This window comes from Paracoccus aerius (assembly GCF_014656455.1).
Lineage (GTDB): Bacteria > Pseudomonadota > Alphaproteobacteria > Rhodobacterales > Rhodobacteraceae > Paracoccus > Paracoccus aerius.
Genome location: NZ_BNCL01000028.1, coordinates 1 through 24,152, shown reverse-complemented (window position 1 = coordinate 24,152; position 24,152 = coordinate 1). Strand labels below are relative to the sequence as shown.

Annotated in this window: 25 protein-coding genes and 1 pseudogene; 8 read left to right on the top strand and 18 right to left on the bottom strand. The window is 62.7% G+C overall.

Features of this window, described 5'->3' with window-relative positions:
• Nucleotides 1-76 precede the first annotated feature (76 nt).
• From IE224_RS18500 to IE224_RS18470, 7 genes are all read right to left on the bottom strand, one after another.
• Nucleotides 77-268, bottom strand: a complete 192-nt coding sequence (locus tag IE224_RS18500) for a hypothetical protein (protein WP_191312650.1) — start codon at nucleotides 266-268, stop codon at nucleotides 77-79.
• 197 nt (nucleotides 269-465) lie between these two features.
• Nucleotides 466-1,446, bottom strand: coding sequence for an ATP-binding cassette domain-containing protein (locus tag IE224_RS18495; RefSeq protein ID WP_191312648.1), 981 nt, complete (start codon nucleotides 1,444-1,446; stop codon nucleotides 466-468).
• Entirely contained in the window at nucleotides 1,443-2,345 is a 903-nt protein-coding gene (locus tag IE224_RS18490) for an ABC transporter ATP-binding protein (RefSeq protein WP_191312646.1), read from the bottom strand. The genes IE224_RS18495 and IE224_RS18490 overlap by 4 nt, the downstream gene beginning before the upstream one ends.
• Nucleotides 2,342-3,166 (bottom strand): ABC transporter permease, encoded by an 825-nt coding sequence (locus tag IE224_RS18485; RefSeq protein ID WP_191312644.1) that lies wholly within the window; start codon nucleotides 3,164-3,166, stop codon nucleotides 2,342-2,344. Before IE224_RS18485 ends, IE224_RS18490 begins: the two co-directional genes overlap by 4 nt.
• A gap of 8 nt (nucleotides 3,167-3,174) precedes the next feature.
• Nucleotides 3,175-4,110, bottom strand: coding sequence for an ABC transporter permease (locus IE224_RS18480; RefSeq protein ID WP_191312642.1), 936 nt, complete (start codon nucleotides 4,108-4,110; stop codon nucleotides 3,175-3,177).
• 65 nt (nucleotides 4,111-4,175) lie between these two features.
• Entirely contained in the window at nucleotides 4,176-5,783 is a 1,608-nt protein-coding gene (locus tag IE224_RS18475) for an ABC transporter substrate-binding protein (RefSeq protein ID WP_191312640.1), read from the bottom strand.
• A gap of 37 nt (nucleotides 5,784-5,820) precedes the next feature.
• The gene (locus tag IE224_RS18470) at nucleotides 5,821-7,446 is read right to left on the bottom strand and encodes an amidohydrolase (protein WP_191312638.1); all 1,626 of its coding nucleotides are present in this window, start codon (nucleotides 7,444-7,446) and stop codon (nucleotides 5,821-5,823) included.
• Nucleotides 7,447-7,579: 133 nt separating this feature from the next.
• On the opposite strand from IE224_RS18470, the gene IE224_RS18465 reads away from it, so the two are divergent.
• Complete coding sequence (locus IE224_RS18465) at nucleotides 7,580-8,377, top strand: M55 family metallopeptidase (RefSeq protein ID WP_191312636.1); 798 nt, start codon at nucleotides 7,580-7,582, stop codon at nucleotides 8,375-8,377.
• A 40-nt stretch (nucleotides 8,378-8,417) separates the two neighbouring features.
• Here IE224_RS18465 and IE224_RS18460 read toward each other — a convergent pair whose 3' ends face one another.
• From IE224_RS18460 to IE224_RS18445, 4 genes and pseudogenes are all read right to left on the bottom strand, one after another.
• Nucleotides 8,418-10,043 carry an amidohydrolase gene (locus IE224_RS18460; RefSeq protein ID WP_202380275.1) on the bottom strand — a complete coding sequence of 542 codons (1,626 nt, stop codon included), beginning with the start codon at nucleotides 10,041-10,043 and terminating at the stop codon, nucleotides 8,418-8,420.
• A 157-nt stretch (nucleotides 10,044-10,200) separates the two neighbouring features.
• Nucleotides 10,201-11,250 carry a DmpA family aminopeptidase gene (locus tag IE224_RS18455; protein ID WP_229849452.1) on the bottom strand — a complete coding sequence of 350 codons (1,050 nt, stop codon included), beginning with the start codon at nucleotides 11,248-11,250 and terminating at the stop codon, nucleotides 10,201-10,203.
• Nucleotides 11,251-11,643: 393 nt separating this feature from the next.
• On the bottom strand, nucleotides 11,644-13,182 hold the full coding sequence (locus IE224_RS18450; RefSeq protein ID WP_191312632.1) for an acetolactate synthase large subunit: 1,539 nt from the start codon (nucleotides 13,180-13,182) through the stop codon (nucleotides 11,644-11,646).
• A gap of 131 nt (nucleotides 13,183-13,313) precedes the next feature.
• Nucleotides 13,314-13,857, bottom strand: a pseudogene (locus IE224_RS18445) (IS701 family transposase); the annotation flags it as partial.
• 268 nt (nucleotides 13,858-14,125) lie between these two features.
• Here IE224_RS18445 and IE224_RS18440 point away from each other — a divergent pair.
• Together IE224_RS18440 and IE224_RS18435 are read left to right on the top strand one after the other, a co-directional pair.
• On the top strand, nucleotides 14,126-14,569 hold the full coding sequence (locus tag IE224_RS18440; RefSeq protein ID WP_191312629.1) for a hypothetical protein: 444 nt from the start codon (nucleotides 14,126-14,128) through the stop codon (nucleotides 14,567-14,569).
• Nucleotides 14,566-15,102 (top strand): DUF4167 domain-containing protein, encoded by a 537-nt coding sequence (locus tag IE224_RS18435; RefSeq protein ID WP_191312627.1) that lies wholly within the window; start codon nucleotides 14,566-14,568, stop codon nucleotides 15,100-15,102. The genes IE224_RS18440 and IE224_RS18435 overlap by 4 nt, the downstream gene beginning before the upstream one ends.
• A 70-nt stretch (nucleotides 15,103-15,172) precedes the next feature.
• Here IE224_RS18435 and IE224_RS18430 read toward each other — a convergent pair whose 3' ends face one another.
• The 4 genes from IE224_RS18430 to ihfB form a co-directional block, all read right to left on the bottom strand.
• Nucleotides 15,173-15,844 carry a sugar transferase gene (locus IE224_RS18430; protein ID WP_191312625.1) on the bottom strand — a complete coding sequence of 224 codons (672 nt, stop codon included), beginning with the start codon at nucleotides 15,842-15,844 and terminating at the stop codon, nucleotides 15,173-15,175.
• Nucleotides 15,845-15,944: 100 nt separating this feature from the next.
• Nucleotides 15,945-16,124, bottom strand: coding sequence for a hypothetical protein (locus tag IE224_RS18425; protein WP_191312623.1), 180 nt, complete (start codon nucleotides 16,122-16,124; stop codon nucleotides 15,945-15,947).
• Nucleotides 16,125-16,869: 745 nt separating this feature from the next.
• Nucleotides 16,870-17,067 (bottom strand): hypothetical protein, encoded by a 198-nt coding sequence (locus tag IE224_RS18420; RefSeq protein ID WP_191311930.1) that lies wholly within the window; start codon nucleotides 17,065-17,067, stop codon nucleotides 16,870-16,872.
• Nucleotides 17,068-17,303: 236 nt separating this feature from the next.
• A complete protein-coding gene (gene ihfB, locus IE224_RS18415; protein ID WP_191312655.1) occupies nucleotides 17,304-17,588 on the bottom strand; it encodes an integration host factor subunit beta in 285 nt (94 codons plus the stop codon).
• Between the two features lie 341 nt (nucleotides 17,589-17,929).
• Between ihfB and IE224_RS18410 the strand changes: the two genes are divergently transcribed.
• Complete coding sequence (locus IE224_RS18410; RefSeq protein WP_191312621.1) at nucleotides 17,930-18,427, top strand: GNAT family N-acetyltransferase; 498 nt, start codon at nucleotides 17,930-17,932, stop codon at nucleotides 18,425-18,427.
• Between the two features lie 99 nt (nucleotides 18,428-18,526).
• Here the strand turns inward: IE224_RS18410 and IE224_RS18405 are convergent, their stop codons facing one another.
• The 3 genes from IE224_RS18405 to IE224_RS18395 all read right to left on the bottom strand — a co-directional run bounded on the left by IE224_RS18405 (nucleotide 18,527) and on the right by IE224_RS18395 (nucleotide 21,007).
• Nucleotides 18,527-19,483 carry a YsnF/AvaK domain-containing protein gene (locus tag IE224_RS18405; RefSeq protein ID WP_191312619.1) on the bottom strand — a complete coding sequence of 319 codons (957 nt, stop codon included), beginning with the start codon at nucleotides 19,481-19,483 and terminating at the stop codon, nucleotides 18,527-18,529.
• Entirely contained in the window at nucleotides 19,473-19,877 is a 405-nt protein-coding gene (locus IE224_RS18400; RefSeq protein ID WP_202380279.1) for a YsnF/AvaK domain-containing protein, read from the bottom strand. Before IE224_RS18400 ends, IE224_RS18405 begins: the two co-directional genes overlap by 11 nt.
• 215 nt (nucleotides 19,878-20,092) lie before the next feature.
• A complete protein-coding gene (locus IE224_RS18395; RefSeq protein WP_191312617.1) occupies nucleotides 20,093-21,007 on the bottom strand; it encodes a PhnA-like protein in 915 nt (304 codons plus the stop codon).
• A gap of 274 nt (nucleotides 21,008-21,281) precedes the next feature.
• Between IE224_RS18395 and IE224_RS18390 the strand changes: the two genes are divergently transcribed.
• The 4 genes from IE224_RS18390 (at nucleotide 21,282) to IE224_RS18375 (ending at nucleotide 23,971) form a co-directional block, all read left to right on the top strand.
• A complete protein-coding gene (locus IE224_RS18390; RefSeq protein ID WP_191312615.1) occupies nucleotides 21,282-21,536 on the top strand; it encodes a ribbon-helix-helix domain-containing protein in 255 nt (84 codons plus the stop codon).
• A gap of 2 nt (nucleotides 21,537-21,538) precedes the next feature.
• Nucleotides 21,539-21,856 carry a type II toxin-antitoxin system RelE/ParE family toxin gene (locus IE224_RS18385; protein ID WP_191312613.1) on the top strand — a complete coding sequence of 106 codons (318 nt, stop codon included), beginning with the start codon at nucleotides 21,539-21,541 and terminating at the stop codon, nucleotides 21,854-21,856.
• A gap of 341 nt (nucleotides 21,857-22,197) precedes the next feature.
• Nucleotides 22,198-22,560 carry a response regulator gene (locus IE224_RS18380; protein ID WP_191312611.1) on the top strand — a complete coding sequence of 121 codons (363 nt, stop codon included), beginning with the start codon at nucleotides 22,198-22,200 and terminating at the stop codon, nucleotides 22,558-22,560.
• 184 nt (nucleotides 22,561-22,744) lie between these two features.
• On the top strand, nucleotides 22,745-23,971 hold the full coding sequence (locus tag IE224_RS18375; RefSeq protein WP_229849451.1) for a GAF domain-containing sensor histidine kinase: 1,227 nt from the start codon (nucleotides 22,745-22,747) through the stop codon (nucleotides 23,969-23,971).
• Nucleotides 23,972-24,152: the final 181 nt, after the last annotated feature.

Genomic DNA, 24,152 nt, shown 5'->3' with positions numbered 1-24,152 from the left:
GGCAAGCGCACCATCGTCCTGCCCGATTTCGGCCGGCTGGTCGAGGAATCGGGCGACGACGCCGACGGCGGCTACTTCAGCTAAAGCGGGTGGCGGTAAACGTCTGCTGGCAATCTGCCTCCAAGACTTCCATAAAACCCGTTAGATCCGCAGGGACGTGTAGGCGCAGAGTAGAATTGTTGCGAACTGGCAAAGTTGATTTGTCGTCCTTGCCGACGGACAGGATCATGTCTTTGGGAAAACGTGCATCCCTGAACGAGATCGTCATCAGGCGTCCATCATGCGCTACACCAACCAACCTAGCTCAGGCAGGGGGATCGAAATAGTTGCGACAAGGTTCGCCAATAAACCCCGCTGGATGGTAGAGGTCAGCATATAACGCGACGCGATTGGTCGGTCATCTGTAAATCTGTACCACAACCCGCATTCACCAAATGACGACACCAGGCCTGGCAGTGTCAGTCATCAACCGACGCGAACCCGCACGCGATGGTCGTCGCCAATGTCCACGAAAGTGCTTGGCTCTGGCGGGCGGCCTATTTCGGGGCGCTGATCGATAGGCGGCCAGAACCGGGTGCCTGACGGCGGTTCGGGGGCGGGCGGCAGAATGTCCTGGGCGCCGCCAGTCAGGCGTGCGGGGTTGGGGATCGTCTCGATGAGGCGTCGGGTATAGGGATGGGCCGGGGCGGTGAAGACTTCGCGCCAGCCGCCTTCCTCGACGATCTGGCCTGCGAACATCACCGCCACCCGGTCCGAGACATGCTCGACCACGCCCAGATCATGCGAGATCATCAGGTAGCTGAGGCCGAGGTCCTGCTGCAGGTCCATCAACAGGTTGATGATCTGCGCGCGGATCGACACGTCAAGGGCACTGACGGGTTCATCCAGCACAATCAGCCGTGGCCCCAGGATCAGCGCCCGTGCGATGCCGATGCGCTGGCGCTGACCGCCCGAGAACTCGTGGGGATAGCGCGTGGCGTGTTCCGGCAGCAGTCCGACCTGACGCAGCGCTGTCGCAACGCGGTCGACACGTTCGCAACGATCCTTGACGCCGTGAAGCATCAGCGGCTGGGACAAGGCACGGCCGATGGTTTCGCGCGGATTCAGGGTGGAGAAGGGGTCCTGAAAGACGATCTGCGCGAGCCGCGCGCGGGCAAGCCTGTCGGGGGCACCGGGGCCATAGACCGGACGCCCTTCGACAATGATGGCGCCCGAACTAGGCGCCTGCAGTCCCATGATCGCCAGTGCGGTGGTGGATTTTCCGCAGCCGCTTTCACCGACAAGACTGACGCACTGCCCGGGCTGGACCGCCAGATCCACGCCGTTGACCGCGTGGACGATCCGGCGTTGCCGCAGCAGGCCGCCTGCGACGGGAAACCGCACATGCAGGTCCTTGACCGACAGGATCGGTTCGCTTGCGGGTGAAGGAAGGGTCGCGGCGCTCACGCGGCTTCTCCCCTGGGCCGGAGATAGGTCTCGGCGAAGCCGGGGGCGTTACGATCGATCGCCGTGTCCAGATCGGCCAGACGGTGACGCCCTTCGACCGCGCGGCTTCCCAAGCGGGGCAGGGCGGCCAGAAGGCCCTGTGTGTAGGGGTGGCGTGGATCCGTGAACAGCGCCTTGGCATCGCGCAGCTCCAGCAGGCGACCGTTTGCCATGACGCCGACACGCTGGCACATCTGGGCGATCACGCCAAGATCGTGGCTGATCAGAAGGACGGCCGTACCCTCGCGTTCGCACAGCTCGCGGATCAGGCGCAGCACCTCGGCCTGGACGGTTACATCCAGCGCGGTGGTGGGTTCATCCGCGATCAGCAGGTCCGGGCGGCAGGCCATCGCCACGGCGATCATCACCCGCTGCCGCAAACCGCCCGACAGCTGGTGGGGATAGGCCCGCGCGCGCCCTTCGGGGTCGGGCACCTGCACGGCGGCAAGCGCCTCGACTGCCTTTGGCCGCGCGTCGGACCAGGACAGACCACGGTGCAGCACGAACATCTCGGCAATCTGGCTGCCGATGCGGGCCAGCGGGTTCAGGGCTGTCATCGGTTCCTGGAAGATCATCGAGATGCGGTCGCCGCGCAGCTTGCGCATGGACCGGCGCGACATCGCCAGCAGGTCTTGCCCGCCATAAAGCGCCTGTCCCTTCAGCGTCGTCAGGGGACGGCGGTTCAGACCCATCAGCGCAAGCGCCGAGGCTGACTTGCCGCTGCCCGATTCTCCCACAAGCCCGAAGATTTCGCCCGGCATGATGTCGAAGCTGAGATCGCGGACGATCTGCAGGGGCGGGCCGTTCCGGTTCGGGATGCCGATGGTCAGGCCGCGGATGTCCAGCAGGGGGCCGCTCATGCGCGCACCTGCATCCGGGGGTCCAGCCAGTCGCGCACGCCGTCACCCAACAGGTTGAAGCCCAGGACGGTGACGAAGACGGCAAGCCCGGGGAAGATTGTGGCCCAAGGGACGCTGCGGATCGCCTCGCGCGCGTCGGTCAGCATATTGCCCCAGGACGGCGCAGGCGGGCGGATGCCAAGACCCAGGAAGGACAGCGCAGCCTCGGCCAGAACCGCCTCGCCGATGCCGAGCGTCGCCATGACCAGCACCGGCCCGACGATGTTCGGCAAAAGCTGGGTCAGCATGATGCGGATGTCGCCATACCCCAGGGTGCGCGCCGCTTGGACATAACCTTGAGACTTCAGCGACATGACGGCGCCGCGGGTGATGCGGCAGCTCCAGCTCCAGTTCGTCAGACCAAGCGCGATCAGCAGGCTGACCACGCCGGGGCCAAGCACCGCCATGATCGCAAGGGCGAAGACCAGCGACGGAATGGCTAGCATCAGGTTCGTCAGCCCGTTCACCAAGTCGTCCCACCAGCCGCCCCAGTACCCCGCCGACAGGCCGAGCGCGATGCCGATGGTCGAATTGATCGCCTGCGCCACGATGCCGATGGTCAGCGAAACGCGTGCGCCGTAAAGGACGCGGGAAAAGACGTCGCGCCCCTGGCTGTCGGTGCCAAACCAGTGGTCCCAGGACGGCGGCATTTCCGAATTCATCAGGTCGGCATCAAGGATCGGGTCATGCGCCGTCAGCAGGGGGGCGAAAACGGCGCCCAGGATCACCATTGACACAAGCGCCAGCCCCAGCGTCAGGTTCAGGCGGAAAGGCATTCGCATGACGGTCCTCAACGAAGGCTGATGCGGGGGTCGATCGCGGCATAGATCACGTCAACCAGCACGTTGATGACCAAGAACCACAGCACGATCACCAGAATGGTGCCCTGCACCACCGGAATGTCGCGGATCGCCACGCTGTCAACCATCAGCGATCCGAGGCCCGGCCAGGAGAACAGCTTCTCGATCACAAGCGCCTGCCCCAGCAGCGAGCCGATCTGCAGCCCCATTGTCGTCACGATCAGCACCATGACATTGCGCAGGACATGCCAGCGGACCATCTGAGAAGGACTGGCGCCCTTGGCCATCGCGGTGCGGATATGGTCCGAGGCCATCACCTCCAGCACGCCCGCTCGGGTTGTCCGCGCCAGAAGCGCCAGCGGGGCGAAGCCCAATGCGATCGCCGGCAGGATCAGGTTTCGCAACCGCCCCTCGCCATAGCCAAAGCTGGGCAGCCAGCCCAGTTGCAGCGCAAAGACATACATCAGCAGCAGTCCCAGCCAGAACTGCGGCATCGACAGGCCGGACACTGCGCCGATCATCGTGATGCTGTCCAGCAGGCTGCCAGGGCGCATTGCCGCCAGAAAGCCCAGCGGTATTCCAACCGTCACGGCCAGGGCCATGGCCGACAACGCCAGTTGAAGCGACGGCCAGATCCGGGCGGCGATCAGGTCCATCACGGGTTCGCGGGTGCGGAAGGACGTGCCCAGGTCGAATTGCACCAGCCGCACCAGATAATCCCAGAACCGCACCGGCAGCGGCTTGTCCAGACCGAACTGCGCGTTGATCTGGGCGACCAGTTCAGGCGACAGCGCCCGCCGGCCGCCGCCCGTCATGGTGCCGGCAAAGCTGCCGGGCAGGACGCTGAAGATCAGGAAGATCAGCGCCGCCACGGCCAGCAATGTCGGGATCATCTGCAGCAGCCGACGCAGGATGTAACGGCCCATTCTTCCGTCCCCCGTTCTTGTTGCAGTGAAACCCCGCGGTGGCGAACCGTCGCGGGACCTCTGCCTTATTGCGGTTTGCGATCGGCCGGTGCGGTGTCGTCGATCCAGATCTTCTCGTAATCCTGGATCGCCAGTTCCTGCGGGTTGCCACGGAGGCCGTGGACCCAGGGCTGATAGGCCATCACCGCCTTGTTGTAATTGAAGAACCAGTAGGGCGCTTCCTCGCGGATGATGCCGTCAGCCTGGCGGATCAGGTCGTTGCGCTTGGCCTCGTCGCGTTCCTGCTGGGCTGCCTCGTAGAGCCTGTCCACCTCGGCGTTGCTGAAGTTGGTGTAATTGCAGGCCCACTGGGCCGTCTTGCTGTAGAAGCAGCGCAGGATGTTCAGGGGATCCGGCCCGCTGGACAGCGACCAGATGAAGGCGGTGAAATTGCCGCCCGTGATACGATCCTCCAGCACCGCATTTTCGACCGGCTCGACGCTGGCGCGAATATTCGCCTTGGCCAGCATCGGAATGATCGCCTCGACAATGGGTGCGCCCCAGCTTTCGTTCTGGTTGGCGATCACCGGCAGGTCGATGCCGTCGGGGTGGCCGGCCTCCTCCAGCAGCGCCTTGGCCTTTTCAGGATCATAAGCATAGCCCTGTGCATCCGGGTCGAAAGCGGGCGAGGTCGTCGGCATGAAGCCCACCGCCGGGAAGGCCTTGCCCTTGACCAGCCGGTCGATGATCAGATCCTTGTCGATGCCGTGGTTGACCGCCTGGCGAACCCGCTTGTCATCGAAGGGCGGCTTGGTGGTGTCGAAGCCCACCACGCGGGTGAACAGTTCGGCCACCTCCAGCAGGCCCTTCGACAGATCGGGATCGGCCTGGTATTCCTGGTATTGCTGGCTGCCCAGGACGGACACGTCGATTTCCCGATTGCGGAAGGCCACGTCGCGGGCCGCGGCCTCGCCCATGATCAGGATGTTGAGCCGGTCCAGATAAGGCTGGTCATCCTCTCCGAAGAAGCCCTCGAAACGCTCGAAGCTGACGCGCGATCCGGGGACGTGTTCGACAAAGCGGAACGGGCCAAGGCCGACCGGCTGCGTCGCCTGCGTGTTGCCGTCCACGTTCGACGGATAGATCGGGACATAGTTCTGCATCAGGTCGAAGCCGGGATCCTGGCTGGCGGTGAAGGTGATCTCCAGCGTGTGGTCGTCGATCTTCTTCAGGCCCGACATCTCGGTCGCGCTGCCCCCCTGGACCTCCTCGAAGCCCTGGATGCGCGAAATGAAGTTCGCACTGGGAGAGGCCGTCGCGGGGCTGGCGATCCGGTTGTAGCTGTAGATAACGTCGTCGGCCGTGAAGGGCTTGTCATTGTGGAAGACGGCATCTTCGCGCAGCTTGTAGGTATGGGTCATCCCGTCGTCGCTGACGGTCACCTCGGTGAACAGGTCGGGCTCGGGCTTGCCGGTTTCGGGGTTCCACTTGTAGAGGCTGCGATGCATGGCATGGGCCACGATCTCGGTTTGCACCTCGGCCGAGGCGGTGATGTCCAGCGTGCCCACGCTGCTGCCATAAGGCGCGGTGAAGTTCAGCGTTCCGCCGCGCTGCACCTCCTGCGCCCAGGTCGCGGGCGCACAGAGCGCGGTTCCCGCCAGCAGCAGAGCGCCAATGGTGGCCTTAATCGTCATCTTGTCTCCTCCCCAGGTTGTTTTATTATCAGTTCCTTCAGGCGGCGTTGCGCTCGAACACCACGGCGCCTCCCAGCACCGTCATCTCGCAGACCGTGTCGTTCAGGATCTGCTCGGGCGTGGCGGTCAGCAGATCGCGCGAGAACACCGCGACGTCGGCCACCATGCCGGGCTGCAACCGGCCCTTAAAGCCCTCCTCCCGCGCCAGCCAGGCGCCGTTCTCGGTGTAAACTGTCAGCGCCGTCTCGATATCCACGACCTCGGAGGCCATCATATCGGTCCCCTTCCCCGTCCGGCGGGTCAGCATCTGGTGCAGGTTCGGGCGCGGGTCGGTGCGGCAAACGGGTGAATCGCTGCCCGTTCCCGGATGGAACCCCATGTCCAGCCAGCTTTTCAGGGGGGAAACACCGTGCGTCACCGCCTCGTCCATGACGGCCAGGTAGCTGTCGCCAAAATCATGGACGAAGACCTGCTGGGGCGAAGGCTCGATCCCGGCGGCCTTCATGCGGGCGTGTTGTTCGGGCGTGGAAAGGCAGCAATGCTCGACCCGGTGACGCCTGCCGGGGTCGGGCTGGGCATCCAAGGCCTTTTCATAGGCCCCGATCAGCTGGTCGATGGCCATGTCGCCGATGGCGTGGCAGGCAAGCTGATAGCCCTTGGCGTGATATTCCGCGACAAGGTTTTCCACCTGCTGCGTCGGCAGCATCTGGACGCCGAAATTGTCCGGCTGGTCGCGATAGGCCCGGCTTGTCCAGGCGGTCCGCCCCCCCAACGAGCCGTCAAGGAAGATTTTGACCGCGCCCACGCGCAGCATCTCGTCGCCCACCCCGGTGACCAGCCCCGCCTCCAGGCAGGGCTCGACGATCGAGGTACCCGGATCGCCCAAAAGCGTCAGCGAGACCCGCACCGGCAGGCGCCCGTCGCGCTTTGCAAGGTGATAGGCGCGGATCTCGTCCATGCCGGCGATCATGCCGACGGCAGCGTCCATGCAGCTGGTGATGCCATGGGACAGCAACTGCCGCCCGCCGGCCTCGATGGCGTCGATGAGGCCGTCCAGGTCCGGCGTCGGGATGTGGTTGCTGATCAGGTTCTGGGCATTCTCGGCCAGCATCCCGGTCAGGGTGCCGTTCTCGACCTCGATCACGCCACCCTCGGGCGCGGGGGTCGCGGCGGTCACGCCGGCGATCTCCAACGCGCGGCTGTTGGCGACCGAGACATGGCCGCAGGTGCGCGTCAGCATGACAGGGTGATCGGGCGCGGCGGCGTCCAGTTCGGTCCGGTGCGGGTGGCGGCCGATGTCCAGCTTCTGCTGTTCATAGCCGCGGGCCCGAATCCATTCCCCCTTGGGCGTGACGGCCGCGCGGGCCCGGATCGCGTCCAGAAGGGCGTCCAGCGTCGGCGCGGCCTGCGGCGAGGCATCGACATGACCCAGCACCAGCCCGGTCGAGATCAGGTGCAGGTGGTTGTCGTAAAGCCCCGGCATCGCGAACCGGCCTTCCAGATCGATGACGCGGGTGCCGTCCCCGACCAGCGGCGCCATCTCGGCATCGCTGCCCACGGCCAGCACCTTGCCCTGCCAGGCGGCAAGCGCCTCTGCCACGGGCAAGCCAGCGCCACACCAGATTTTACCGCGTTTCAGCACCAGATCCGCAACAGGGCCCATCGATCCTCCGAGACAAGTTACGGGCAGGTTAGCCGCTGGCGGCAGGATGGCAAGGAAAGTCTCCTTAATTTTTGCTTGTGTTTTCATCGGCTCCGTCACAGCCTCCGGCTTTCGCCAGACAGGGACGCCCGGAATGAAAGTCTTCATCAGCGCCGACATGGAGGGCACCGCAGGCATCGCCTGCTGGCCCGAGACCGAACGCGACAAGCCCGAATATTCCGAGTTCCAGGCGCTGATGACCGCCGAGGTGGTGGCCGCCTGTGAGGGCGCGCTTGAGGCGGGCGCGACCGAGATCGTCATCAAGGACGCTCACCACACCGGGCGCAACCTGCTGGTGGACCGCCTGCCGCCCGAGGCGCGGATCATCCGCGACTGGTCGGGCCATCCCCATTCGATGATGTTCGGCATTGACCGCGACTCCGCGGCGGCGATCTATACCGGCTATCATGACGCGGCCGGCACCGACAGCAATCCGCTGGCGCACAGCTTCAACGGCAGGATCATGCGCCTGACGATCAACGGCGCGCTTGCGTCAGAGTTCACCGTGAACGCGCTGACCGCGGCCTCGCTTGGCGTGCCTTCGGCGTTCCTGTCAGGCGATTGCGGCATCTGCGCGGCGGCCACGGACTTGGCACCGGGGATCGTGACGGTGCCAGTCAGCCAGGGCTTCGGGCCCGCCACCTCCTCGGTCACGCCCGCCCACGCCCGCAACCTGATCCGCGAAGGTGTCAGGGCGGCGCTGTCCGACCTGCCGCTGCGGAGCCATCCGCCTCTGGCCGCCAGCTGGAACATCGAGGCGGAGTTCAGCACCCCCACCGACGCCTATCGCGGCAGCTTCTTCCCCGGCGTCGAATACCCCGAACCGCGCCGGCTGCGTTTCGCCCGCGAGGACTGGTTCGAGGTGCTGCGGACGCTGCGCTTCCTGTGGTGACCGGCAGAAGTTGGTCGGCAGCAAGGGATGTCGCGGCCGGTCAGGGGTGATCGGACCTCTGATAGACAACCTCTCCGTCGCGCAAGGTCATCTCGCAGACCGCCTCCAGCAGTGCCTCGGGGGCGACGGCGGTCAGGTCGCGGTCGAAGACGGCGATATCGGCCAGTTGTCCCGGTTCCAGCCGGCCCTTCAAGGTTTCCTCGTGCGAGGCATAGGCCGATGACCAGGTATAGGCGTGCAGCGCCTCGTCGATGGACAGGCGATGTTCCGGCCCGAACAGCTTTCCCGTGCGGGTCTTGCGGGTCACCAGATTGTAGATCACGGCGCGGGGGTCGATGTCGGTCACCGGGCAGTCGGTGGAGGCCGAGGGATGCAGCCCCCGATCGATCCAGGTGCGGAACGGGTGCGAGGCCGCGATGCGGTCGGCCTCCAGCACGGTTTCGTAGTTGTCCCCGAACCAATAAAGGAACGAGGCCTGCGAGACCGGCAGGACATGCAGCCGCTCCATCCGGTCCATCTGGTCGGGGCGCAGCCAGCCGCAATGCTCGATCCGGTGGCGGCGGTCTGGGACAGGGTTGGCGTCCTGCGCGGCCTCGATGGCGTTCAGGACCTCTTCGATGGCGGCGTCGCCGATGGCGTGGATGCCCATCTGCCAGCCCGCGTCATGGGCCTGGCGTACCATCGCATTCAGTTCCTCCTGGTCGGGAATGCACAGCAGCCCCTTGTTGCCGGGATCGCCCATGTAATCTTGCGTCATCGCAGCGGTCTTCGATCCCGCGCTGCCGTCGGTGAAGATCTTGACAGGCCCCATGCGGAACATGGCGTCCCCGTCGCCCGTCGCCAGACCTTCGGCCATGACCTTGGGCAGGATGGAACGCGTCTTGTCGCCCATCACGCAGCCATAGACCCGGACCGGCAGGCGACCCTCGGCATGCGCGCGGCGATAGGCCAGCATCTCGTCCCAGCCCGCGTGCAGGCCGATCGCGGCCTCCATGACCGAGGTGATGCCGTGGCTCAACATCAGGTTGCCGGCCTTTTCGAGCGCGTCGACCATCTCGTCAGGCGATGGATGGGGCAACACGGCCTCGAAGGCCTCGCGGCCGGTCTCGGCGACCATGCCGGTCAGCCGGCCGTCGCGGATCTCGATCAACCCGCCTTCGGGCTGCGGGGTCGTCTCGTCGATGCCAGCCAACTCAAGGGCGCGGCTGTTGGCCACGGCGGAATGTCCGTCCGTGCGCACGATGTAGCAGGGATGGTCGGGGCAGGCCCGATCCAGCTCGTCCCGGTGTGGAAAGCGTCCCACACCCAGCAGGAAATGGTTGAAGCCTCGGCCAAGGACCCATTCGCCCTTGGGCGTCACGGCTGCCCGCGCCGCGAGGGCCTGCAGCAGCGCGGCCAGCGTGGGCGCGGCGTCGGGGCGCAGATCGACCTGGTTCATGGCGATGCCGACCGGCAGCAGATGCATGTGCGCGTCGTTGAGACCCGGCATCGCGAAGCGCCCCCGAAGGTCGATGACGCGCGTGGCCGTGCCGATCAGCCCGCGCATGTCCGACGTGGTACCAACGGCCATGATGCGATCTTGCCGCATCGCCACCGCCTCGGCCCTGGGCCGCCCCAGCCCGCACCAGACCACGCCGCCGGTCAGCACCAGATCCGCTGTATCCACCAGTCATCCCCCCGTTCTTGCATTTTAAGCAGAATGGACTGGCCATGCTTCCAGTTGTCAACAAGCATCAGTTTGCCGTGCAGAGGCACGCTATGCACAGGAATTCTGGCCCGTCTGGCATTGACGGGCTCGATGGTGATGCAGCCTGTGCCGCGATTTAGGATGCGCGTCCTGCCTCGCCGTCCAGCCAATCGGCCAGGGACGTGCGCAGGGTTCCGCCCCGGCCGACGAACCGGTCCGCAGCCAGCATCGAATTCAGGACAGCCTCCTGCGTGGCTTCCGCCGCAGCCCGGAAAAGCAGGTCAATCCGGCTCTCGTTCAGGACGCGCCGACTGACGATATCCCGATCCTCGTCATGATCGACCGGATTGGCGGTCGAGAAGGCGATGGTGATGTCGCCGCTGCCATGTCCCCAGAACGAGCCCAGTCGTGCCAGTCCTGCGCCGCCGCGCCGAGCCACCCGACTGAGTTGCCGGTGTTCCAGCGGCACATTGGTGGCCAGAACCACGATGACGGAACCTTTCTCGGTGGTCTTGACCTCTGGATCCGGGGGCGACGGACGGCGGCCATCGGGCAAGATCAGGTCGCCTGCGTTGCCGAAGTTCGTCAGGACAAGCGCGCCCAGATGAAAATCCTCGCCCGCGATCTCCAGCCGTTTCGAGGCAGATCCGATCCCGCCCTTGAACCCGAAACAAGTCATGCCCGTGCCGGCCCCGATGCTGCCTTGTTCCACCGGCCCGCCATGCGCTGCCGCCAAGGCAGACCGTGCATGGTCTTCGGTGACCGCCATGGCCTGAATGTCGTTGAGGGGGCCGTCGTTGCATTCACCGACCACGGCATTGACAGTGGACGTGGTACGGCCAATGTCGGGATTGCGCGCCAGGGCATCGCGGATCAGAGCTGCGCTGCACGCTGCGACCGAAAGCGTGTTGGTCAGCAGGATCGGCGTTTCGATCGTGCCGAGTTCGTCGATCTGCACAAGCCCGACGGTCTTGCCAAACCCATTGATCACGTGGCTGGCGGCGACCACCTTGCGGCGGAAAAGGTTGCCCCCGTGCGGCAGGATCGCGGTCACGCCCGTATTGATATCGCCGTCACGCAGGGTGCAGTGGCCAACCAAGATGCCGGGAACGTCTGTCAGGCCATTCATCGCGCCCGACGGCAGGTTGCCGCATGCGAGGCGAAAGTTGTCGGTGTTGCGTCTCACCCCGTCCAAGGTATCCATCCTGTTCGCAGTTGCCCGACCTGGTTGATGCCATCCAAGGTGCACGACATCCGCAAGCGGCATACAATATCGTTTCCCCTTATCACTCAGTTTCCCTCAAGTCTTTGATCAATATGCCGCTATCATTGGCCATGCAGGCATGTCAGGGATAGGGCTTGCGCGATCATCGGCAGCCGGTAGGGCTTGGGTCCGTGCAGGATTGTGGGTCGCCCCGAGCAACCCACCCGCGCATGAACTGCTGCGAGACGTGCAGGGCCTTGTCGCGATGATAGAAGCTGCGCATCGGTGATCGTTTTCAGGGTGCGTCGCATGGAAAGCCCGGTGCTGTGTCAGGCCGCCAAGGAAGAGCAGGGATCAGAATCCCCGCCCCGGTGCCTAATCAAGCATCGCCTCGATCAGCATCGGTCCGGGTTCAAGGACCGATGCCGCGATGGCGCGGTGCAGTTCGGCGGCATCCTCGACGCGCATGGCGGGTACGCCCATGCCGCGGGCCAAGGCGCAGAAGTCCAGGTCTGGCCGCCGCAGGTCCAGCATGTCCAGGGCCGTAGGGCCGGGATTGGCGCCGACGCGGAGCAGTTCGCCCTTCAGGATTTCATAGCTGCGGTTCGCCAGGATCACAGTGGTGACGTTTAGCCCCTCGCGCGCTTGGGTCCAGAGACCCTGCAGCGTGTACATGGCGGACCCGTCCGCCTGCAGGGCCACGATCGGGCGGTCGGGACAGGCGACTGCCGCCCCGGCCGCTAGGGGCACGCCGATGCCGATCGACCCGCCGGTAATCGACAGCCAAGACAACCGCGGCGCCCCTGCGGCAAGGCTGCCCACGCCGCGTGCGCGGGTGATCCCTTCGTCGATGACGATCGCGCGTTCGGGCAGGGCCGAGGCAATGGCCAGCGACAGTGCCGCATCGTTCAAGGGACCGGCCTGTGGCGCCGGAGGGCGCGTTACATCGGGTCCCTGCCAGGGTCGCGCGCCCACCAGATCGGCCAAGACCTCCAGGGCGGCGGGACCGTTCTGGTCGCGCTTGGCCAAGGTGGTGATGCAGCAGCCAGGCGGCAGCAGCAGGCTGGGGCGGCCGGGGTAGGCGAAAAACGCCACCGGCTCGACGGCCTCCACCAAGACAGCGCGGTCGAAGCGCGACAAGGTCTCGATCGCCAGGTCGATAGGATAGGGAACGCGCGGAATGACGGGCAGGCCCGCGCCCATCTCGACCCGGCGGTTCGATCCCGGGGCCATCAGCGTGGCACCTGTGGCCTGCGCAATGCCCGCCGCAAGCACTTGGGCGGCTGGATCCTCCAACACCGTTCCCCCAACCAGCAGCAGTGCCCCAGGCCCAAGCGCCTGCGCAGCCTGGCTAAGGGCGCTTTCCTCGATCGCGCGGGGCTCGGCGGCAACGGGCGGCGGGGCGATGACGCCGCCTTCGTCCCAGCCCAGGTCGGCCGGCAGGATCAGCGTCGCCACAGCGCCCGGATGGGACGAGGCCGCAGCCCATCCCGCCATGGCGTCCTGCCCGAGGGTCGCAGCCGATGTCCCGGTCCTGACCCAGTCCGAAAAGGGCGCCGCCGCGCCCGAGATATCGGCCGACAAGGGCGCGTCATAGTCCAGATGCCGTACGGCATGCTCACCCACCAGGTTCAGAACCGGCGTACGCGCCTTGCGGGCGTTGTGCAGGTTGGCTGCGCCATTGGCAAAGCCCGGTGCCAGATGCAGCAGCGTCACGGCCGGCTTGCGGGCCATCCGCGCATAGCCGTCGGCTGCACCGGTCACCACGCCTTCGAACAGGCCCAGCACGCACCGTATCAGCCGCGTGCGATCAAGCGCATCGACAAACTGCATCTCGGAAGTTCCGGGATTAGCAAAGCACACCTCGGCTCCCGCCGCATGCAGGCTGCGAACCACGCTTTCCGCTCCGTTCATATGGCATCCTTTTCGGTTTGGGCAGGCATCTACAGGCATCTCCCTAAGGTTATAGTTTCGATACCGGCAGTCTTCATAGAGACTGGCATGGGTCTTTCGCGAAATGTTAGACGACCTGATCGCCTTTTTCTGTCCGCCAGAACGCAGCCAAAGCGCACACCCGCAGCACGGATGCGGTCAATCTCGTCAAGGGCAATCTCGGGTCAGGTCGCGCGGTGCCCAGCGATCCTCCGGCACGCGCGCCCGCACGAGGCGCTACAGGTCACTGGTCCAGCTTTCGGGCAGGAACAATCTGAGGCTGACCACCACGTGCACCTCAAGCAAAGCCAGCGTGAGCAAGACTAAGGTCTGGCAGTTGGCATTCTTGCCCAGAGCGGTCGCATACTGCGGAGCCACGCCGACCGAGTGCCGGCCCTTTTTGGGCAGCGCCGTGTCGTCCACGATCAGAAAGCCGTCCTCGCCACCAGCCAACTGATCGGCCTTGGCCAGCAGCGCCACCTCCAGGGGCTCGGCATCCCACCCCCCGGCCGCGACGAAATGGTGCAACTGGTCGTAGCCAACATCACCGGCTCTCATTGCCAGGGGCTGTATGCTCTTGCGCTCGCTAGGACCGATCAGTCCCGCCACATAGATCGGACAGATCCGCCGACGCGCCGGATGCGATCCCCACATCATCACGGTCCTGCAGAACTACAGGCAGGCGCAACAAAGCAATGCGTGTGAGGTCTCTCGATCCGTGGGATCGGTTCTCGTCGACCCGCTCCGCCGGTCCATAATGACCGCTCCGGCCCTTGAGCCGGTCGCAGCCTGGTGGGCATTCGGCAGTTTCACGGCAGGGGCTTGTCGGCCCCATTCCGAATGACGGTGCGGAAGGAACGGACAGACATGGTTTCCCGTCTCACCTGCATCGCTTATGCCGCGGTCCTTCGAAGAGATGGAACGTATGAGAGATAAACTGGACCCTGCCGATCCCGCCCTGCGGGGCTATGAAGCCTCCGTCCGGGGCTATGCGGAAACTCGGCTTCACCTGTGGGTCAGCGCCTGTCTTGAGGATGACGTGCAGGATCTGGACAGGATGATCGTGACTGCGCCAGACAGCTTGAGATCAAAGTTTTGCTGCTATGACGTCATGGCCGATGAGATCGAGGTTGTGGTCCCAACGCATCTGGTGGGAGATTGCGGTCAAGCGGATGCGGGCAGACCACTGATTTCGCATCAGGCATACCACTGGGACTTTTCGCTTCGCTCACGTTCCGCAGCCCTGGTTGGAGCGACCCTGGAAAAGGCTGCCGTGCATCAAGGCCTTCTTGCTGACAAATCAGCTTCAGCCTATCTCGGCAGGATGCAGCGTCCTGCATTTCCGCTGCCTCATCAAATGGGCTCATGAAATCATATTACAGCCGGCGAAGCGGCAAGTCCCGCTCGCCACAGCAGCATCGCAGTCCGGGCAGCCGTGTCTTTGAGAGCACGAGCGCTAGGGGCAAGATCCGAGGAACTGCTCAACACCTCGTCGAGCGTTATCTTCAGTTCGCAGAAGAAGCGTGTCTTGCGAATGACCGCGTGGCCGCAGAGGCCTTCCTGCAATCGGCCGAGCACTATATCCGCGTGGGCAAACCTGCTCATTGTGTGGAGGACGAGCCTTTAAGGAACAAGTCCTTCAGAAGAGCGTCGATCATCCAAGAAGCACCGTCCACCGATGCAAAGCAGAGGGACGAAGCCGTGCCTGCGGTGGGCACAGGACAAGCCCCCAACTCCGAGGTGATCCGCCTGGACGAGGCATGCGCGGCGGTCGCAGCCGAAAAACGAAAGCAGACTGAAGCCGCTGAGAAGCGCGCAGTGGCGGCGGCTGATCTTGAACGGATTGCCGAACAGCACGGCTACACGTTGGAGCAACTTGGCCTGGTGCTTCTGCCGGCTTGAGGGAAAGCCGCTAGACCAAGCAGGTATTGTCTGGAAATCCGGGCCTGTCTTCAGGCGCTCATCACAGGGATCAGAGGCCCGTCGCCCTCAGCACGACGCCGACAGTGCGCCAGACAACCAGGGCATCCGTGCGCAGGCTGATCGAACGATCGTAGCTGTCGTCATACAGGGCACGAGAAGCGAATGTAGACTGGTTGCGCTCTGAGACCTGCCACAGGCCAGTGAGGCCCGGCCGCAGGTCGTAGTAGCTCAACCCCGGGTACAGGGCCTGCTGTTCAGGCAGCATCGGACGGGGGCCAACCAGGCTCATGTGCCCGATCAGAACGTTCCACAGCTGGGGAAGCTCATCCAGCGAGCTCTTGCGCAGGAGACGACCGAACCGCGTGATGCGCGGATCGTGGCGCAGCTTCTGGGTCTCTTCCCACTCGGCGCGCGCCTCGGGATGGGCGTCCAGATGACCCTGCAGGCGCTTGTCGGCATCGACCACCATGCTGCGCAGCTTCCACATCCGGTAGCGGCGCCCGCCACGGCCCACCCGGTCCTGCGCGTAGAAGGGATTGCCGCCATCGATAAGCACGATCAGTGCCAGCACCAGCACCAGCGGCAAGACAACCGGCAAGGCCATCAGCACCAGGAGGATATCAAGCGGCCGCTTGAGCGAGCTGCGGTAAAGTCCATGACGCGGGACAAAGACAGAAACACGAGCCGGGCCATCAGCCAGAAGCTGCTGCTGAACAAACATGACAAACTACTCTTTACAAACAAGAACACTAACATCGTGACCTGGGCCGCGATGACCTTCCGAAGTCAGACTGAGCTCACTGCGTGCTAAACTCCTGGCGTCAGGACAGTCGAGGTGCAGGCGTTGCGATCCCGTTGACCTTCGTCTGGCGTTCCAGACGCCCCAGAAGCTCACGGTACTCTGCATTGTGGGAATAGGCGCTGATCGCCGACATGATGACCTTCCAGTCATCGACAGACACAGCGGGACGAAACGCGAAGGTGGTTTCAGAGCCAAACATGGAAATACCTACAACTGTAGCGAACATCCTCTCTATAACCGGAGGTTGTCTATTGGCCAATTTGCCTTTTTGTATAGGCTAAAGGGCTGCCGGGTGATCGTGCGGAAGAAGACGCGTGGCGCGATCACTGATTGTCGGGGAACCACTCAACAAGAGCGCAGACTGAAGGGCGGGAGGACTTTGGCCCTCACTCATCCAGGCCGCCAAAAGCCCACATGGCATTCGCGGGCAGAACGTCCATCAGGCCGTTCGAGGTATAGGCAAGACGATCCCGCTGATCTTTGCTTGACGCTCTAGACGAACCAGAAGCTCACGATACTCTGCATTATGGGAGTAGGCGCGGATCGCAGACAGGATCATCGTCCAATCGTCTAAGGACATTGCGGGCCGAAACGCGACGGTGTGTTCAGAGCCGACCATGGGTCACCTAGGAGTGTAGCTGACGGCCCCTTTATAACCTGTAGTTGTGAATTCACCAATTGTTTTCCAGCAGGTCAACGGGCTGGAGAGAGCCGTGTGGTCTAGATCTGCGCTCTGCGGATCACCGGCCATCAAACCGAGTGAGCAACGAACTGGCTTCGGCTCTCCCTTCAGGAACTGGTCACAATCCCACGCTGAGCCGAGATCTTTCACCTGTTGACCAAGCTTCAGCCCGTCGCTGAGCACGAGAACCTATTTACGTCCCCATAGATCCAGTGCCTGTTGTTACAGGTGCAGCCAATTCGGTCAGTACGTCTTCCCAAGCCTATGCCGCCAACTGTCGATCGATGTCCTGGTACAGGTCCTCGAGTTCGGCAATGCTGAGGGCGATGCGTTGTGCAACATCCTGGGCTTCTTCATTCGTCAACGCAAACCGATCTGCGTGAGCGCGACAAAGCAGAAGTGTCGTATGGGCCGAGGAGAGATAGTCCTGAAGCGTTGTTGCTGTCATGGTTCTGCGCATGGCTCACGGTAGTCCCTTGATTCATCGATAAGCGATCAATCGCCTATAGGTTGTAAAGAAACCGTGAACCAAGGAACCGCTTACAATCTCGATCTGCATATGCCGGTTGATCACCTTCGAACTGCTAACATCCTGGTTGTGAGACATCATTGTACCAGTATCAGAAGATCAACCACCCTAACGTGACAGATTGCCCATGCCACGGATCGTGTGTGCAGCCTTGTGCCGTTTGGCAGTCAAGCGCGTCCGTTCAACCGATCGTGCAACAGCTTTCCGGTTTTGAAGAAGGGCACATGTTTTTGCTCCACCTCGACCGCTTCCCCCGTTCTGGGATTGCGGCCACTCCGGGCATCGCGCCTTTTCACCGAAAAGGCCCCGAAGCCGCGCAGTTCGACCCTGTCGCCGCGCGCCATGGCCTCGATGATCTCCTGGAAAATTGTGTTTACGATCCGCTCGGCGTCACGCTGAAACAGATGCGGGTTTTCGTCAGCAAGACGCTCAATCAGTTCAGAACGGGTCATCATTCCCCCAGGCGGCGTAACGGCTTCATGAGGTCGTTCACCGGACTTTTGACAAAAATCGACTTAGGAAAAGGCGCCAGGTTCTATAGCGATGCCAGCTTTGGGATCGCCGCGCAAGAGAGGGAAAAGCGATTGCGGGGTGTAGCGCAGCTTGGATAGCGCGCCGCTTTGGGTGCCGGCTGCCGCAGGTGCAAATCCTCCCACCCTGCAGGCAAAACTCATCTTGATCGGCTGGACGAGGGCGGGCGTCGCTCCGCCGTCACCGGGGATGGATCAGCGTCGGTCTCTAGCACGTTGCGAAGAGCCCACAGCCGCCCCCAGCAATCTGCTAGAGTGTGCGGATGACCGTGTCCGCTGTTTATCGTTTCCGTAAAGCCACCTTGGCTGATCTCGCCCTGCTAAAGGCATGGCGCGCAAAGCCGCATGTTCGGGAATGGTGGGGCGAGGATGAGTCAGATGTTGATGTAGATTTCGACGATCCTCGAGTGTTGCGATACATCGTCTCAACGGGCGGCCAACCCTTTGCCTTCATACAGGACTATACCGTCCACGGCTGGTCGGATCATCATTTTGCCAATCTTCCCGAAGGATCGCGGGGGATCGATCAGTATATCGGAGAACCCGAGATGGTGGGGCGCGGGCATGGAACAGCGTTCATACGCCAGCGGGTTCAGAAGCTAATCGCCGATGGCGCACCGGTCGTGGCGACTGATCCGCACCCGCGAAATGAGCGAGCCATAGCTGTCTACAAGAAGCTCGGTTTTGTCCCTATAGGACCTGCCTTTGACACCAAGTGGGGCTTGATCCTCCCCATGGTCGTCAAGCGATGTCCCGCATAGCTGCTAGGGCTTCGTAGGCGGAAGTTGATGCTTGATACCATGGCCCCAAAAGAGAAGCCCCGCGCAATGCGGGGCTCTTTGTTGTTGAGCGTTGTTCTATCAGATCCGGTCGATGTCGTCGCGACGGGTGCCGCCTGCCAGGGTATCGCGATCCAGATCGGTGTTGTCCTTTTCGATCTCGACCTCGGTGCGGCGCACGGTGTCAGACACAGTCTCGGTATGCGTGTCGCTGGTCTTGCGCAGCCCGATCTCTTCGACCACGCGCGCTTCCTTCTGGACCACCGCCTCCTCACGGTATTCCTCGGCCTCCAGGGTGCGGTCCAGGTAATCCTGATCTGCCACTGCGGGACGATCCACCGCGCGGCGCTCGATCTCGACCCGCTCGTCACGCAGCTCGACGCTCGCGTTGACGGGCTCTTCGATGGTATAGGCCCGAACCCGCACGCGGCCGTGGCCGGTTTCGCGCTTGCCGACACGGATGCGCTCCTCGACGACCGGGATCGTCTCGTCGTCAGAATAGATTTCCCTCTGGCCGGTCTGCGCGCCATATTCCATCTGCGTGGCCACATCGCCTGTTCCCGCAGACGTCGCGGATGCGCCTGTCAGGGAACTACCCGCCATAGCACCCCCGGTGCCAGAGGTGGCATAGCTGCTGGTCTCATAGCCGCCCCAGCCTTCCGAACGCCAAGATTGCTCACGCTCGTCCAGGTTGACGCTCCCTTCGTCGTCCAGAATGTCCAGAGCAGTCTCGTATTGCGTAGAGGACAGGCCGGTGACCGTCACTAGATAGCCGCCGCGCGATAGTCCTTCGGCATAGGCATAGCGATCTTCTTCGGGAAAGAAGAAGTCGCCAAGGCTGTCCCAGAAACCCTTGTCATCCTCCGCGCGGCCGGTCGTGGCTGCGCCTGCCGTTTCACCCGACATCATCCGGATCTGTGAGGAGGAGATGCCGGCGGCAGTCAGACGCTCAAGGGCGCGCTGCGCCTCCGCGTGACTGTCGAACATGGCAGACACCGAGGTATTGCCGGTGGTGCCGACATTGTTGTCATAGGTCATCTTGATCATCCTTGTTAAGGGCGGGAAGGCGCTCGATCCGGGCAGTCTGACGACGGGTCGTCGCGGGGACTTCCACCGTTTCCGATTGCTTGACGCGGCGGACGTGTATCTCCTCTCGCAGATACAGCTCGCGCGTCACCACAAGCCGTTCCTCGACCACAGGGATGATGGTCAGCTCGCCTTCGGTCACGCCATCAGGAACCGCCTCGATCTTGCGATCAACCGGCACCCTCATCACGTTCACCTCGACGCTCGAAAGCTCCGCCGGCAGGATGTGGTCGAGGACCTCCGTCTGGGTAGCAACCCTGACGCGGCCGGTGACGACCTTCTGGATGGCCAGCAACGCCGTTTCCTCGACAACTGGCAGATATTCAATCTTCGGATCGTCGGACACTTTTGCTTCCCCCGCAGTCAGCAGGAACGAACGAGCAGGGGAGCAATACGTTCCGGATGCCCGGAGCAACAGCACGCGTACCTTTTGGTCTCAGACTTTGTGCCAGCGCGCGAGCAATGCGGCAAAAGGCTGGTGAGGCCCTACCGATGAAGCCGCAATGGCCAAAGAAAAGCCCCGCATCAGCGGGGCTTCTGGTTCCCTTGTCTTGTCTCGCCTCAAAGCTGGCGGCGGGTCGGGATCACGCGGTCGGCGTAGACCGGGTGCACGACACCCGAACGGCCCCCGAGCCAGCCGGCAATGGCACCGAGAACCAGAGCCACAAAGGCTAGGATGGCACCGGTGGATGCGCTCGACGCCGCCGTGTCGGCCGCTTCGGTCGCTCTTTGCTGGACCCGCTCGACAGCCTGCTGGTAGCGCTGCTCGATCTGGGCGACCTGCTGGTTCGCTTCCTCGACTGGGATCCCGCGTGCATTGGCAAGGGCCTGCGCGGCCTGTTGGCGGGCCTCGTCGCGGCCCTCCTCGTCACCCGTGACAAGAGCGCGCACGGCATTCACAGCGGCCGTGTTCAAAGCCTCAGGATCGTTGCCGGTGGCTCGAACCTGGCTTTCGATTTCCTCAAGCGGATTGACGTTCTCAAGTGCCGGCGCGGCGGTTTGCGCCACCGTCTGGCTCACACCCCCGATGGCGCTGGAGATGCCGCTGAAGGCACCGCCGACAAGGCTGCCGATCGTGGTTGACAGGAAGTAGAGCACAAGAAGCGTGGTAAAGGCCCAGGTCGTCAGGCCATGCAGCGCGCCGGTGGTCGGCACAGTCTTGCCCGACATCCGCGCGGCGATATAGCCGCCTGCGAAAGAGGCGATGATGCCGGAGATCACGTACCAGATACCGGCAGCGATTGAGAATGTCGAGGCAGCGGGGTTGTCGCCGGTGCCGGGATCCAGCGTCGCAAGCCCGATCCCCACGCCCAGCATGGTCAGAAGCACCTGGACCACAAGGGCCACCACAACGCCCGCAAAGATGGCGCCCCAGGAGACCTTGTTGATCATGATGGTGTGGGCGTCCTCGGAAACGCTCGGATGCGTCGAGGCAGTCCCGGTCGACAGCGGCGGTTCGCCGGAAGAATAGCTCATGGGTGGAAACCTCTGGCAGGGGCGACGGCACGATCCGGCGCGGATGGCGAAAGTCTGCAAACGTCAACCGTCCCGAGAAGCTTTCGTTCCGATTGGGTCAGGGCTTCGCAGGGCGGTGAAGCTATGGCCGTCTCCGAAAGGGATTGCTTAGTAGAGGCTATAGGTATTCGTGTCATGCTGGGGTGAGCGGACAGCAAATAGCCGTCGGGGCACCCGGTTCTTGCTTCGTCTTCATTAATGGTCATATTGAAGACATGATCAGAAAGGACCTTCCATGGCACAGACCACAACAATGACCGTGCGGCTCGGCCCGGTGCTGAGTGACTTCGTTGCGACCAATGTCGGCAAGGACGGATCCTATGAGAATGTCAGTGAATATGTCCGTGACCTGATCCGCCGCGACAAGGAGCGGGCCGAAACTGAAGCTTTTGTGCGCTTGCAGACCGAGCTCACCCAGGCGTTCGCTGCGCCAGAGAACAGCTATGGACCTCTAACGGCAGCTGAGGTGGTCGCGCGCAATAAAGTCTGACCATGGCCGCTGTTCGTATCCAAGAGGCTGCATCACTGCGGTTGGACGACATCTATCGCTATACCCGTGAACGCTGGGGCGAAGCACCAGCCGATGATTATATCGTTGGCCTTTTCGAAGCGTTCGAGCGGATCGAGACTCATAGGGTTGCCTCACGCCCGATCCCGGCCGAGTTTGGCGTGAACGGCTTCTTCTTCCGCTACGAGCACCATTTCGTCTACTGGCGCCGACTGTCCAATGGCGACATCGGTATTGTGACAGTCCTCCATGAACGCATGCACCAGATCGGCCGGTTCGCTGAGGATTTCAGACGCGAGTGACCTGGAGAAGGTTTGTTGGTAGCTCGAAGCCGTGACAACTCCTGGTGGCTCAGCACGACTTAACGCGTTAGCCGCATGTGAGTTGGACAGATCATGCTGAGGCGCTTGAAGGAGGCTGGCCTGTCATCAGGACAAGGAAATCATCTCAGTGACTGATTATATTTGATGCATTGGTTACTAGCATAGAAGCTTAAGGCGGCTGGAGCGCCAGGTGGTCCCGAACTGGATTATAAGACCAGCTGTTTCCATAGCTGGCGATGGCCTGAGACGCGGAACTCGAGCCCTCGCGCGCTCGTTAACCATGTTGGCGCATCTCGCCTGCAATCCTGTCAGGACGCTGAATGCCGTATCGTATCATGATCGTCGAAGACGAGGCGATCCTTGCGCTCGACCTCTCTTGGCTTCTTGTTGATGCAGGCTATGAAGTTGCGGGTATTGCCCGGACCATGCATGCCGCACTGCGGCTGGCGGCAAAAGGATCCGTCGACCTTGCAACGATGGACATCCGCCTGGCTGGCGGAACGAACGGCGTTGAGACTGCCTTGAAGCTCTGGCAAGACCATGAGGTCCGGTGCCTGTTTGTCAGCGCGTCGCTCGACAAGGAAACGAAGTGTCACGCACAGCCGATCGGCTTCGTTGAAAAGCCCATCCGCGAGCAGGACATCATCGCGTCACTGGAAGCCCATTTCCGCCGTGCAACCTGACAACTCAGGTGGCGGATCAAGAGGCATCGCACGTCCCTGGACATGAAGATACGACGCGTCTCTGCCTGCGCCGGATAGATGAAGGCACTTTCTGTTCCCATAAAACTTCCTGCGTTATAGAGAGGAGCAAGATTGCTGGACTGGTGTCCCCAAGAAGGGGTTTTCTCTGCAAAGGCGGCCTTGAGTGAACACACGTGAAAACCTTGACGCAGATGCAGCCACGGCTACGCGCGACAAGGTGAATGAGCACGAGTTCCGCAGCGATATCATTGCCGTCCGGGACAATGCGTCCGTCTCGACCATGCTGGATACTGTCTGCCTTGCGACAGGGCTCCGCTTCGCCGCCGTCGCCCGCGTGAATGAGCAGCGCTGGATCACATGCAGCGTGGTCGACCATCTGGGCTTTGGCCTGACACCAGGGGACGAACTGGTGGTGGAATCGACGCTTTGCCATGAGGTTCGCCAGCAGACGGCGGAGATCATCATCAATGATGCACATTGTGATGATGTTTATCGCGACCATCATACCCCCAGGACCTATGGCTTCCGGAGCTACCTCTCGATCCCGATCTTTCGTGTTGATGGGTCCTTCTTTGGCACCCTGTGCGCCCTGGACCCGGAGCCGAACCGGCTGAATGACATCCGTATCCTCAAGATGGTGCGCCTGTTCGCGCAGTTGATCGGCGACAGCCTGCATGCAGAAGAGAAGCTGCAGGAAGCCCAGGAGGAACTTTCCAGGGAACGTCATCTTGCTGACGTGCAGGAGCAGTTCCTTGCGATCCTCGCCCACGACTTGCGCAACCCCGTGACGGCGATCAGTGCTGGCCTCCGCATGCTGTTACGCACAGCGGCCCCAGAGGCGAGTGCGACGATCAGCCTCATGGAGGCCACGACACATCGCATGGCGGATCTCGTGAAGAACCTCATGGACCATGCTCGCAACAGGTTGGGTGACGGCATCATTATTAACCGGAGCCAGAATGCCGATCTTGCCCAGACGCTGAACCTGATCATCGCCGAGTTCCGGACGGTGGCCCCGGATCGTGAAATCGACGCAAACGTCGATATTCAGCAGCCTGTGGGGTGCGACGCGGCGCGGATTGCGCAACTCTTCTCCAACCTCTTGGGCAACGCCATCACACACGGGGCGCAGGATCGGCCGATCCGGGTATGGTCTGGCGTATCCGAAGGTGTCTTCCGTCTGCAGGTTGCTAATGAAGGCAAGGCAATTCCAGAAGAACAGCTTTCCCATCTGTTCATTCCCTTCAACAAGGGAGGTGACAGACCGCGTCGGGAAGGGCTGGGGCTTGGCCTCTACATTGCTTCGGAGATCGCCAAAGCACATGGCGGCACCGTGTCTGTTGCCTCAAATGAAGCAGAAACCGTGTTCACATTCGAAATGCCCTGCTGAGGCAACAAGCAACAGCGTATCAGCAAAGGGTGCCCGATAGGGGATGGCTGCGCGGACACTCCGTCTGCTCGCAAGCTATCCACACCTGAAACCTTGCAATGAACCGCCCCGGGTTTACCGGAGAGTAAAACACTCAAAGGATGAGCCCTATGTCAAAGCCGAGATTCACCCCCGCCTATCC